Origin of the sequence: uncultured Microbacterium sp. (assembly GCF_945952435.1) — a bacterium.
Taxonomy (GTDB): domain Bacteria; phylum Actinomycetota; class Actinomycetes; order Actinomycetales; family Microbacteriaceae; genus Microbacterium.
The window spans coordinates 1-12,339 of sequence record NZ_CAMFHZ010000022.1 but is presented as its reverse complement, the minus strand read 5'-3'; the positions used below and the strand labels follow the sequence as shown (position 1 = coordinate 12,339).

Genomic DNA, 12,339 nt, shown 5'->3' with positions numbered 1-12,339 from the left:
CGCGCTGTCCCCGGCGGGGCGTCCGGATCCTCCGCGGGTACGGATCCGAGGCCCGATCCCTTCCGGATCCGGCCGGGAGGCAGTGTCGGATCGGGACGCGACACCGCACCCGATCCCGCCGGGAGACCGCACAGCTCCAGCCGGGATGCAGCGCTGGATCCCGCCGGAAAGCCGCACAGATCCGGCCGGGAGGCAGCGCCGGATCCATGCCCGATCCGGCCGGACGGGCCGCGTCCAGGATCCGCAAAGCGGACGGCGCGTAAACTCTCAGGGTGCTGCTCTGCGTCACGGCCAATCACAAGACGGCCCCCTTCGATCTCCTCGAGCGACTCAGCCGCACCCCGGAAGACCTCGCCGGATCGCTGTCCGACGCCTCCCGAGGCGCGGTGGTCCTCGCCACCTGCAACCGCTTCGAGGCGTACGTCGACGTCGACGACGATGCGTCCGACGACGCCGTCGCCCGGGTCCTCGGCGCGGTGTCCGCGCGCAGCGGCATTCCCACCCCCGACCTGGAAGGCGCCTCGACCGTCCATCGCGGTCCCCGCGTGGTCGAGCACCTCTTCGCGGTCGCCTCCGGGCTCGAGTCCGTCGTCTCCGGAGAGGGCGAGATCGCCGGCCAGGTGCGCCGCGCGCTCAGCTCGGCCCGCCGGCACGGCACCACCTCGCCCGAGCTCGAGCGCCTGTTCCAGCGCGCCAGCGAGACCCAGCGCAAGGTCAAGAACGACACGGCCCTGGGTCGCGCCGGCCGGTCGCTCGTGCGGCTCGCGCTCGAACTCGCCGACAGCCGCGTCGCGGACTGGTCCGCCGCGCGGGTCCTGCTCGTCGGCACCGGATCGTATGCGGCCGTCACGCTGGCCACGCTCCGCGAACGCGGCGCCCAGGACATCAGCGTGCACTCCCCGTCCGGTCGCGGGGCGGCGTTCGCCGCCAAGCACGGGATCCGCGCGCTGCCCGCCGCCGAATACGCCCGTGCCGCCGCCCACGCTTCGATCGTGATCACCTGCACCAGCGCCGAGGATGTGCTCGACGCCGCGATCCTCCGCACCGGACGCGGTCCCTCCCTCGCCCTCGTGGAATCGACGTCAGGGTGTCCGGTCCCCGGTCACGGATCCGCCGCTCAGCTCATCGTCGACCTCGGCATGCCGCGCAACGTCTCCCCCGACGTCGCCGAGCTCGAGGGCGTGAGCCTGCTCGATCTGGAGACGATCCGCCTGCACGCCCCGCTCGAGGAGCTGCAGGCGACAGACGCCGCCCGCACGATCGTGCGCGAGGCCGCGGCGACGTTCCACGAGATGGGAGCGCGCGAGAGCGTGACGCCCTCGGTGGTCGCCCTGCGCGCCCATATCTTCGATCTGCTCGATTCCGAGATCGATCGCGCCCGCCGCCGCGGGGACGACGACGGACGCGTCGAGCAGGCGCTGCGCCACCTCGCGGGCGTGCTGCTGCACACCCCGACGAGCCGGGCCCACGACCTCGCCGCGCAGGGTCGCGGAGCCGAGTTCACCGCAGCCGTGGACGCCCTCTACGGCCTGGCGCCTGCGGATCCCGCCCGGGTGTCCTCCGACGAGAGCCCCGACGCCGCCTCGGCCTGAGGCGGGTCGGGCGCATCGCGTCGGGCGCATCGCGTCCCTCGAGCGGCTGGCGACGGGCTCGGCCCGGGTGGCCGGCTGGGCCCGGGGGAGCGCAACTCGCCCCTGGAAGCGCCCTCCGGGCGTACGTACGCCCGGAGGAACCCGATATGTCGGCCCAGCGCACGAACATCGGCTCCGATCCGGATTCTGAACCGTTTTCGCTGATCTCACCCGACATATCGGAACGCACTCCGTGAGGCGGCCCCATCCGCGTCGTCGCGCATCGCACGTGAGCCTCCACTGTGTGCGCAGCATCTCTCACGCGCGGTCCCACGCGATATGTCGGGCGGCCGCACGACTGTCGGATCCGGACCCGTCTCGGGGCCGACGTTCTGGAGGTCACCCGACATATTGCCCGGAGCTCGCTCGACATATCGCGTGCGGAGGTATCTCGGGTCGAGCGGCTGACATGAGAACGTCGCTCTGGGGCCCGGCGCACGTCGGTGCCCCGGGGCCTCCTACGGGGCGATCGATCGACGGCCGATCGACGCTTGGAATCGAAGGAGATACCCGTCGGGATCGGTGACAAGGAACTGCTGTACGCCCGCTTCCACATCTTCGTCGATGCGGTACCACGTCGATTCGGTCTCCATGAAAAGGGGGTAGTCCGCCTCGCGCAGAGCGGTGATGACGGGGTCCAGGTGCGAGATGGCGATCTGGAAGTTGATTCCTCGCCCCAGAGGAGGTTCCAGCGGCCCAGTGATCCAATTCCGTCCGATGCCCCGCTGTTCGAGCATGAGGTGAGCGGATCCGCGCGCGATGTAGACAAAACCCTCTTCGGGACGCCTGTAGGAGATCTGGAATCCACAGAGCCCGCACCAGAATTCGATGCTTCTCGCTAGATCGTTGACCAGCAATTCAGGAACCAGGGCGGGATCGACGGGTGAGTCACTCACGAGTTCATCGTCCCAGAGCCCGACCAGGGGCGCAGCAGGCTTCAGCAAACGTGCGCAGCGTTCCAATGACACGCCCTCCGTCGTCCGCCCACCCGCTCTGACGCAGAGACTGCCTGTCACACTGGACCTATGACTCTCCACATCACCGGCGACTCCGCCGCGGACGCGCTCCTGACGGACAACCCTCTCGCGCTGCTCGTGGGGATGCTGCTGGATCAGCAGGTCGCGATGGAGACCGCGTTCGCCGGGCCGCTCAAGATCGCGGAGCGCACGGGGGCGACCGACGCCGCCGCGATCGCCCACTACGACCCGGACGAGTTCCTCGCCGCCTTCAAGGAGTCTCCGTCCGTCCACCGGTATCCCGGGTCGATGGCGGCACGGGTGCAGAGCCTCAGCCGCGTGCTGGTCGACGACTGGGGCGGGGACGCGGCCGCGCTGTGGACCCGTCCCGACGCCGCGGGGAACGCGCCGGACGGCGCCGAGGTGTTCCGTCGCCTGAAGTCGTTGCCCGGGTTCGGCGAGCAGAAGGCGAAGATCTTCCTGGCGCTCCTCGGCAAGCAGTACGGCTTCACCGGCGCCGGCTGGCGCGAGGCGTCCGCTCCCTACGGCGAAGACGGATCCTTCCGCTCGGTCGCCGACATCGTCTCCCCGGAATCGCTCGCGAAGGTCCGCGAGCACAAGAAGGCGATGAAGGCCGCCGCCAAGGCGAAGGCCTGACACCTCGCCGGGCGACACCGTTCTCAGGAACGATTCCCCGGATCCGCGTCACCTCGCTCGTACTCGGCGTCGAGCAGCGCGTTCTTCCGGAGATCGGTCGTGCGGCCCCGATCGGCATGTTCACCTCGCCCCACGCGCCGTAGCCGACGGTGGTTGGCGAAGAGATAAATCGCTATAGTTTCGGGCAGGAAACTCGGCGACTCGCCCCACCCCCGCCAGCCCGTCCCGGAAGGACGAACACGATGACCCTCGGCACCGACGTCGCCCCTCGCGGGGACGCTCCGCTCCGGTTCGGCGCGAATTACACGCCGTCGAAGGAGTGGATGCACTCCTGGCTCGACCTCGATCTCGACGCCGTGCGTCGCGACTTCGCCGGGCTCGCGGCGCTGGGCCTCGATCATGTGCGGATCTTCCCGCTCTGGACGGTGCTGCAGCCCAACCGCACCCTCATCCGGGAGAAGGCTGTCGCCGACGTCCGCGCGGTGGTGGACGTGGCCGCCGAATTCGGCCTCGATGCGAGCGTCGACGTGATCCAGGGCCACCTGTCGAGCTTCGACTTCATCCCGTCGTGGCTGTTCACCTGGCACGACAAGAACATGTTCACGCATCCGCAGGCGCTGAGCGGTCAGGTCGCCCTCGTCGAACGACTCGGCACGGCGCTCGCGGACGCCCCGAACTTCCTCGGATTCACCCTGGGCAACGAGGTGAACCAATTCTCCGCCGCGGTGCATCCCTCCCCGTGGCCCGTGAGCCCCGCCGAGGCGGCCGGTTGGCTGACGACCCTGCTCGACGCCGCGGAACGCGCGGCACCGGGGCTCCCGCACGTGCACAGCGAGTACGACGCCGCATGGTACATGGACGGGCACGGTTTCGTGCCCGCCCACGCGACCCGGATCGGTGCGATGACCACGGTGCACTCGTGGATCTTCAACGGCACCGCCCAGCGCTACGGCGGGCGCAGCGCCGCGAGCGACCGGCATGCCGAGTACATGATCGAGCTCTCCCGCGCGTTCGCGACGGATCCGGCGCGCCCCGTCTGGCTGCAGGAGGTCGGCGCGCCGTCGAACTGCCTCGCGCCCGAGGAGATGCCCGACTTCCTCGAGGCGACGGTGCGCGCCGCCGCGCGCACCGAGAACCTCTGGGGCGTCACCTGGTGGTGCTCGCACGACGTCGCACGGAGCCTCGCCGACTACCCCGAGCTCGAGTACTCGCTGGGGCTGATCGACCAGGAGGGCCGCGCGAAGCCGATCGGAGAACGCTTCGCCGAGGTCATCCCGACGCTGCGCCGACGGGTGCCGGCGCCGGCGCGCACGACCGCGATCGTCGTGGAGGTCGACGAGGACGACGTACCGCTCAGCCGCGCGGCGCTGAGCCCCGGAGGAGCGGTGTTCCAGGCCTGGGTGGACGCCTGCGCGGCGGGACAGGACGTCGCGTTCGTCACCTCGCGGGTCGCCGCAGACCCCGCGGGTCTCGCCGCCCGGGGGATCGACGCGCTGATCCGTCCCGACCTGGGAACGGGATCCGGGGTCTACTCCTCGAACAACACGGTCGTCGCGGAGTGAGCCGGGGCGCCGTGGCCCGGCGCGGTCGCGTCAGACGCGGCTGAGCCGCTCGGCCTCCTTGGCCGCGACGATCCTGCGCAGGCCGGAGCTGGAGAAGCGGTGATCCCGGCTGTTGAAGTACAGCTCGATGCCCGCCTCCTCGCAGTACGCGCGGCCGGTGAAGTCGCGGTCCTCGTACTCGTCGCCGACGATGCGCACGTCGAGCTTGAACGAGCGGAGGATGTCCTCCAGGTCCTGCTCGGTCGAGTAGGGCACGATCTCGTCGACGTACTCGCAGCCGCGCAGCTGGATGTAGCGCTCGACCACGGTCTGCGTGGGAGCGTTCTTCTCCGGGCGGTCGAGGGTGGGATCCATCTGCAGCCCGCAGATGAGGTAGTCGCACTGCCGCTTGGCCTCGGCGAGCATCATGATGTGCCCCGCGTGCAGCAGGTCGAAGGTGGAGAACGTGATCCCCACCCGCGGACCCGGGTTGTAATCCTGATGCTTCTTCACGGGGGCGGTCTCGCCCGCGGTTGGTTCCGGCGCCATGGCGTCTCCTCTTTTCAGCCCGTGAAGCCTATCGGATCCGCCCTGAGGGATGCCCCGGCCGCGGAACTGCGGCCGCTCAGCGCCCGGCCGGCGCCGCCGTGCTCTCGCGGATCGTGAGCGCGGGCGCAGGGCCGCGTCGCGCGGGGAGCGGATCCGCGGCGTCGATCGTCTGCAGCAGGAACTGCGCCGCCTGCTCGCCGAGGGCGAAGGTGTCGCGCGTGAGGCAGGTGATCGAGGGATGCACGAGGCCGGTGACGACGGAATCGTCGAAGGAGGCGATCGAGAGCGCACCTGGCACGGCGACGCCCATCTCCTGGGCGACCCTGAGGCCCGCGATCGCCATCACGTCGTTGTCGTACACGATCGCGGTCGGGCGTTCTGCGCGGCGGAGCAGGGTGCGGGTCTCCGCCGCCGCGGCCGCGGGCGAGAAGTCGGTCACCCGCGTCTCGCCCGACACTGCGCGCGCGGCGAGCGCGTCGAGCACCTCCGCGCGGATCCGGGTGTGCTGGAACTCCTCCGGTCCGGAGACGTAGGCGATCCGGCGGTGCCCGAGCGCGGCGAGGTAGTCGAAGAGGGCATTCGCGGCGGCCCCGTCGTCGAGCCAGATGGTCGGCGGGACATCGGCCGACGCACTGCTGCCGATCACGACGGCGGGGAGGGGCAGCGCGGCCAGCAGCGTCAGACGGGGGTCGTCGTCGCGCGGGTCGATGACGATCACGCCGTCGACCTGGTTCGCGCTGCGCCAGCGCCGATAGGTGGCCAGCTCCTCGTCGATCGACGACACGACGACCAGCTGCAGGGCGATGCCGTGTTCGGCGAGCGCCGACTGCACGCCTGCGATGAGGTCGGTGAAGAACGCCTCGGTGCCGAGCGTGCGCGCCGGCCTGTTCACCGCGAAGCCGACGACCCCGGCGCGGGATCCCACGAGCGCCCTGGCCGCGGAGCTGGGCTGCCACTGGTGCGCGTCGGCGATCTCGAGGATGCGCTGCCGGGTCTGCTCGCTCACGCCGGGGCGCCCGTTGAGCGCGAAGGAGACCGCTCCCGGGGAGACGCCCGCGAGCCGGGCGATATCGGCGATGGTGGTGCGCTTCGCCTGTGACATAGACTCACCGTACTAGATCGTTTTAGTTGGCTCGTCCCCCTCCGATCCGGCGGACGTATCCCCGATTCTCGCACCGCGAAGGAGCGCCCCGTGCACGAAGAGACCTCGCTCACCACCGGCCGCGCCCAGCGCGTGCTCTCCGAGCGCGTCCGCCCCGCGGTCCATTCCGCCCGGATCCCGCTCGAGATCGCCGCGCACGCGCTCCCCGGCGAGCCGGTCCCCGTCGCCGACGGCCTCGCCCTCGACTACACGCCCTTCTCGGCCGGTGGCGCCTGGGGTCCGGCCTGGGGCACGACCTGGTTCCGGATCCGCGGCCAGGTCCCCGCGGAGTGGGCGGGCAAGCGCGTCGAGGCGCTCGTCGACCTCGGATTCGACGTGAACATGACCGGCTTCCAGTGCGAGGCGCTCGCCTACCGCGCCGACGGCACCCCCGTGAAGAGCCTGAACCCGCGCAACCAGTGGCTGCCGATCACGGAGGAGGCGCGGGGCGGCGAGCCCGTCGAGCTCTACCTGGAGGGCGCGTCCAACCCGGTGCTGCTGGACTACCACCCCTTCCTGCCGACGCAGGAGGGCGACGTGCTGACGTCTTCGCCGGAACCGCTCTATCGGGTGCGGCACATGGACCTCGCGGTCTTCGAGCCCGAGGTGTTCGAGCTCTCCCTCGACCTGGAGGTCCTGCTGGAGCTGCAGGCCGAGCTGCCCGAGACCGGCCCGCGCCGCATGCGGATCCTGCAGGCCCTCGACGACGCCCTCGACGTGCTCGACCTGCAGCGCATCGTCGAGACCGCCGCGGACGCGAGGGTCCGGCTCGCCGACGTGCTCGCCGCGCCCGCCGACGCGAGCGCGCACCGCATCGCGGCGATCGGCCACGCCCACATCGACTCCGCCTGGCTCTGGCCGGTGCGGGAGACGATCCGCAAGGTCGCCCGCACCACCTCCTCCATGACGACGCTGCTCGAGGAGCAGCCGGCGTTCCGCTACGGCATGTCGAGCGCGCAGCAGTACGCGTGGATGAAGGAGCACCGACCCGAGGTGTGGGAGCGCATCGCGGCCGCCGTCGCCGAGGGACGCTTCCTGCCGCTGGGCGGCATGTGGGTCGAGTCCGACACGGTGATGCCGACGGGCGAGTCGCTCGTGCGGCAGTTCTCCTTCGGACAGCGCTTCTTCGCACGCGAGTTCGGGATCCGCTCGAAGGGCGTGTGGCTCCCCGACAGCTTCGGCTACTCCCCCGCCCTGCCCCAGCTCATGCGTCGGGCCGGGTTCGAGTGGTTCTTCACGCAGAAGATCTCCTGGAACCAGCGCAACGTCTTCCCGCATCACACCTTCGACTGGGAGGGCATCGACGGATCCCGCATCTTCACGCACTTCCCGCCGATGGACACGTACAACTCCCAGCTGTCCGGGATGGAGCTCGCCAAGGCCTCCCGCCAGTTCAAGGAGAACCGCGTCGCGACGCGCTCGATCGCCCCGGTCGGCTGGGGGGACGGCGGTGGCGGGACGACGCGGGAGATGACGGGAAAGGCCGCGCGCCTCGCGGATCTGGAGGGATCCGCGCAGGTCGAGTGGATCCATCCCGACGACTTCTTCGACGCGGCGAAGGCCGAGCTGCCCGATCCCGCCGTCTGGGTCGGCGAGCTCTACCTCGAACTGCACCGGGGCACCCTCACCAGCCAGCACGCGACCAAGGCGACGCATCGCCGCGCCGAACAGGCGCTGCTCGAGGCCGAGCTGTGGGCGGCGACCGCGGCGGTCCGCCTCGGCACCCCCTACCCGTACGACGAGCTGGACGCCCTGTGGCGGCAGGTGCTGCTGCACGAGTTCCACGACATCCTGCCCGGCACGTCGATCGCGTGGGTGCATCGGGAGGCCGTGGCGGTGCTGTCACGGGTCGTCGCCGAGGCCGAAGCACTGTCGGCGTCGGCGCGGCAGGTGCTCGCGGGCGACGGGGAGGTGGAGCTCGTGTTCACGCCGACGTCGGTCCCCACAGGGTCGTTGAGCGAGCGCAGCGAGACGAAACGCGGTGCCTCGACGGAGCACGGCGTTTCGTCTCCGTCGCCTGACGGCGTCGTCGCTCAACGACCGTTCGGCGGTGCTCGCTCAACGACCCCGGAGGAGAGCGCCCCCGTCTCCCTCACCGAGACCGCATCCGGCTTCCGGCTCGAGAACGACCTCGTCGTCGTCACGGTCTCGCCGGAGGGCTTGATCACCTCGGCGGTCGACAAGGCCTCGGGCCGCGACGCGATCCCGGAAGGGCAGCCGGCCAACCTGTTCCAGCTGCACCAGGACTTCCCGAACATGTGGGACGCCTGGGACATCGACCGCTACTACCGCAACCGCGTCGAGGATCTCGTCGCGGTCGACACGCTCTCGGCCGCCCTGGTCGACGGCGTCGCGGAGGTCGTCGTCGAGCGGTCGTTCTCGGCGTCGTCGCTGCGGCAGACGATCTCCCTGGCACCGGGATCGCGCACGCTGCGGCTGCACCACCGGATCGACTGGAACGAGGCGGAGAAGCTGCTCAAGCTCGCCTTCCCCTTCGACGTGTTCGCGCGGGAGACCCTCGCGGAGACGCAGTTCGGCTTCCAGCGGCGGGTCACGCACGTCAACACCAGCTGGGAGGCAGCCAAGTTCGAGACCTCGATGCACCGCTTCGTGCTCGTGCAGGAGGACGACGGATTCGGCGTCGCACTCGTGAACGACTCGCTCTACGGATACGACACGAGCCGCTCGGTCGAGGGCGACGACGTCACCACGACCGTGCGGCTCTCCCTGCTCCGCGCGCCGCGCTTCCCCGATCCGGACACCGACCACGGCGTGCACGAGATCGTCGTCGGCCTTGTGATCGGCGCGGATCCTGCCCGCGCCACCGCCGAGGGACAGCGTCTGAACGCGCCGGAGACGGTGGTTCACGGCGCCCACCCCGTCGAGCCGCTCGTCTCCGTGCGCGGCGACGGCATCGTCGTCTCCTCGGTGAAGCTGGCCGACGACCGCTCCGGCGACGTGATCGTGCGCGTGTACGAGGCGCTCGGCCGTCGCACGACGGGAGCCCTCTCCGTCGCGTTCGCGCACGCGGGGATCCGGGAGGTCTCGCTCATCGAGGACGAGCTGGACGATCCGCGCACCGGCGGCGACCTGTCGCTGCGCCCTTTCGAGGTCCGCACCCTGCGGATCGCGCGCGCCTGATCCCCGGACCGGCGCTCCGGTTCGGGGGGGGCGGTCCGGGGCGGGCGGTTCGGGGGCGGGCGGTTCGGCGCCCGCTCGTCTCCGGGGGTTCGGCGCCTCTCGGGGAGGGCTCCCGTCGCAGAACCCGCCGCTCCACCCCGCTCCCGTCGCGAATCCTGCCGCTCTGAGGAGCCCAGAGCGGCACTCATTGCGACGGGAGCGGGTGGCAGAGGCGACCACCGGGCGATCGCAATCGGCGCGGCAGGAGCCCCCGGGGGCGTGCACGGCGGCCGGACTGCGAGGGAACGACAACCGCAGCGGGCGCGGCAGGAGCCCACAGGGCGACCCACGACGACCGCAGATCAGCGCCGCAGGGCAGGCGCCCAAAGGCAGCGCGCCGAACGGCAGGCGCCGAACGGCAGGCGCCGCGGAGCGCGATCAGCTCAGAACACGTTCGAACGCGTCGCGGCTGATCCCCTGCTCGACGATCCGCGCGGCCCACTCCCGGGCGCCGTGCAAGCTGTGGTCGCGGTAGTTGCCGCACTCGACGGCGCTGACGCCGGGCACGTCTGCCCACTCGGCGTCCTCGGCGATGAAGCGCAGGCTCTCCGTGACGGCCTCGACGAGCGCGGGGATCTCGGGTCGACCCCAGACAATCAGATGGAAGCCGGTGCGGCAGCCGAACGGCGAGATGTCGATGATGCCGTCGACGCGGTCGCGCAGCAGGGAGGCGAGCGTGTGCTCGATCGTGTGGAGGGCCGCGGTCGGGATCTCGCCCTCGTTCGGCTGCACGAAGCGCACATCGAAGTTCGAGATCTCGTCGCCGCGCGGGCCCTCTTCGACCCCGATGAGGCGGATGTAGGGGGCTTTGACGGCGGTGTGGTCCAGGGTGAAGCTCTCGACCTCGGCCATACGGATCTCCTTCGGTGCGGCAGACGGCCCGGATCGGACCCGCGATCGAGGCTACCCCCGCACGTCCGTCCCCGGCCGCGCCGGCCGAAACACGACGACGTGCAGCTGTGGGCTCAGTCCCGCCCGTAGCGCGCGACGATCTCGTCGGTGAGCGGCGGCCAGATCCGCTTGTGCTCCTCGCCGAACGGGACGCCGGAGAGGAAGGCCCCCGCGAGATCGTGCGCGCGGTCGATGAGCAGGAAGCTGCCCAACGCCCCGAAGTGCCCTGCGGTCTGCGGCGGGAAGGAGTCGCTGATCCAGTGCGGGCTCTTGACGCCCTTGAGCTCGAACCCCAAACCCCACTGGTTGTCGGGGAACGCGCCGTAGCCGGGCACGATCCCGCGCAGCCCGGGATGCGAGACCGTGAGGGCGAGATCGCGCAGCGCGGCCGGGATGAGGGTCGGGCGCAGCACCTCGCGGCCGAAGATCAGCAGGTCCCCGATCGAGCTGTGGGCGCCGGCGGACGGCCGCCCCGTGACGTCGGTCCGGCGCATGCCGAGCGGCCCCACGACCTCCTGGCGCATCCAGTCCGCGAAGTCCATGCCGACCGCGTCGGCCACGTGTGCGGCGAGGGCGTCGAAGCCCGCGTTCGAGTAGATGCGCCGCTCACCGGGCGGCCGCTGCGGTTCGGTGCCCTCCATCGGCAGCCCGCTCGTGTGGTCGAGCAGGTCGAGCACGGTCGACCCGTGCGGTCCCGCGTCCTCGTCCAGATCCACCAGACCGCGCTCGATCGCGACGAACACGCCCCACGCGGTGAGCGGCTTGGTCACCGAGGCGAGCGGCAGCACGGTCTCCGGATCGCCCTGCACCGCGCGGGTCGCGTCGGGGCCGGTCACCCCCACGAAGGCCGGATGGGGAAAGTCGTCGGTCGCGGCGAAGGTCGTCGTCTCCACGGATCCATCGTGCCACGCGCGCGGAGGACGACGTCGCGGGACCGCCGCCTACTCCCGCGAGGAGAGAAGCGTGACGGCTCGCGGATCCGCGAGGGCGCCGAGGACGATCGCGACGATCCCGAGGAACACGATCGCCGCACTGCGGATCACGGAGAGTCCTGCGACGACGCCGACGACCGCGCCGGCGTCGAGGCCGGGGATCGAGACGAGCAGCATTGCGATCGCCTGCGTCACGGCGACCGTGCACAACGCCCACAGCGGAGCAAGCCGCCACGGCGACGGCACGACGCCCTGGCGGGCGATCCGCACGACCGCGACGATCGCGCAGGAGAGTTCGACGACCGTGAGGACGAGGTCTGCGACCGCCAGCGAGGGGAAAGGCCCGACGGACCGTATCGCCTCGACGGGAGATGGGAGCAGCGCATGGGTCAGCAGCGGGCGGACGACCACGAGGACGATCACCAGTGCGAGGATCGCCCCGGTCCCGAGCGGTCGACGAGCGGTCACGCTGCCCGGCCGCCCGATCCCGATCGCGAGCACCGTCGCGCCAAGGCCGAAGAGCGGCAGGGTCGCCGCGTTCAACGAGGGCAGGGTGCTCTGCCCGGCGAGCCCGGTCAACGCCGAGAGGACCAGCAGCACTCCACCGATCGTCCACGTCAGACGACGGGAGCGTGCCGCGGATCCGGTGTCGACGGTGACCATCCCCCGAACCTAGCGCGGGGGATCCCCTCAGGCGCCGCGCAGACGCTCCGACAGGTAGGCGTCGAGACCGGCGAGCGGCACCCGCTCCTGCGCCATGGTGTCGCGGTCGCGCACCGTCACCGCGTCGTCCTCGAGGGAGTCGAAGTCGACCGTGACGCAGAACGGGGTGCCGATCTCGTCCTGGCGGCGGTAGCGGCG

Annotated in this window: 11 protein-coding genes; 4 read left to right on the top strand and 7 right to left on the bottom strand. The window is 71.0% G+C overall.

Annotated features, from left to right (window positions below):
• Nucleotides 1-272 precede the first annotated feature (272 nt).
• Nucleotides 273-1,592, top strand: a complete 1,320-nt coding sequence (locus Q0P88_RS11850; RefSeq protein ID WP_295014373.1) for a glutamyl-tRNA reductase — start codon at nucleotides 273-275, stop codon at nucleotides 1,590-1,592.
• Nucleotides 1,593-2,089: 497 nt separating this feature from the next.
• On the opposite strand, the gene Q0P88_RS11845 is transcribed toward Q0P88_RS11850, so the two are convergent.
• Entirely contained in the window at nucleotides 2,090-2,527 is a 438-nt protein-coding gene (locus tag Q0P88_RS11845; protein WP_295014371.1) for a VOC family protein, read from the bottom strand.
• Nucleotides 2,528-2,656: 129 nt separating this feature from the next.
• On the opposite strand from Q0P88_RS11845, the gene Q0P88_RS11840 reads away from it, so the two are divergent.
• Nucleotides 2,657-3,244 (top strand): HhH-GPD-type base excision DNA repair protein, encoded by a 588-nt coding sequence (locus Q0P88_RS11840; RefSeq protein WP_295014369.1) that lies wholly within the window; start codon nucleotides 2,657-2,659, stop codon nucleotides 3,242-3,244.
• A gap of 242 nt (nucleotides 3,245-3,486) precedes the next feature.
• Entirely contained in the window at nucleotides 3,487-4,806 is a 1,320-nt protein-coding gene (locus Q0P88_RS11835; protein ID WP_295014368.1) for a glycosyl hydrolase, read from the top strand.
• A 30-nt stretch (nucleotides 4,807-4,836) separates the two neighbouring features.
• Here the strand turns inward: Q0P88_RS11835 and Q0P88_RS11830 are convergent, their stop codons facing one another.
• Both Q0P88_RS11830 and Q0P88_RS11825 read right to left on the bottom strand, forming a co-directional pair.
• Nucleotides 4,837-5,334 carry an adenylyltransferase/cytidyltransferase family protein gene (locus Q0P88_RS11830; RefSeq protein WP_295014365.1) on the bottom strand — a complete coding sequence of 166 codons (498 nt, stop codon included), beginning with the start codon at nucleotides 5,332-5,334 and terminating at the stop codon, nucleotides 4,837-4,839.
• Between the two features lie 76 nt (nucleotides 5,335-5,410).
• On the bottom strand, nucleotides 5,411-6,436 hold the full coding sequence (locus Q0P88_RS11825) for a LacI family DNA-binding transcriptional regulator (RefSeq protein WP_295014363.1): 1,026 nt from the start codon (nucleotides 6,434-6,436) through the stop codon (nucleotides 5,411-5,413).
• Between the two features lie 90 nt (nucleotides 6,437-6,526).
• Between Q0P88_RS11825 and Q0P88_RS11820 the strand changes: the two genes are divergently transcribed.
• Nucleotides 6,527-9,616, top strand: a complete 3,090-nt coding sequence (locus tag Q0P88_RS11820) for a glycoside hydrolase family 38 C-terminal domain-containing protein (RefSeq protein ID WP_295014361.1) — start codon at nucleotides 6,527-6,529, stop codon at nucleotides 9,614-9,616.
• A 417-nt stretch (nucleotides 9,617-10,033) separates the two neighbouring features.
• On the opposite strand, the gene Q0P88_RS11815 is transcribed toward Q0P88_RS11820, so the two are convergent.
• The 4 genes from Q0P88_RS11815 to Q0P88_RS11800 form a co-directional block, all read right to left on the bottom strand.
• Nucleotides 10,034-10,507, bottom strand: a complete 474-nt coding sequence (locus Q0P88_RS11815; protein ID WP_295014359.1) for an S-ribosylhomocysteine lyase — start codon at nucleotides 10,505-10,507, stop codon at nucleotides 10,034-10,036.
• 113 nt (nucleotides 10,508-10,620) lie between these two features.
• Nucleotides 10,621-11,439, bottom strand: coding sequence for a serine hydrolase (locus Q0P88_RS11810; RefSeq protein ID WP_295014357.1), 819 nt, complete (start codon nucleotides 11,437-11,439; stop codon nucleotides 10,621-10,623).
• Between the two features lie 48 nt (nucleotides 11,440-11,487).
• The gene (locus Q0P88_RS11805) at nucleotides 11,488-12,141 is read right to left on the bottom strand and encodes a hypothetical protein (protein WP_295014355.1); all 654 of its coding nucleotides are present in this window, start codon (nucleotides 12,139-12,141) and stop codon (nucleotides 11,488-11,490) included.
• Between the two features lie 27 nt (nucleotides 12,142-12,168).
• The coding region (locus Q0P88_RS11800) for a His/Gly/Thr/Pro-type tRNA ligase C-terminal domain-containing protein (protein WP_295014444.1) at nucleotides 12,169-12,339 on the bottom strand (171 nt) is incomplete at its 5' end.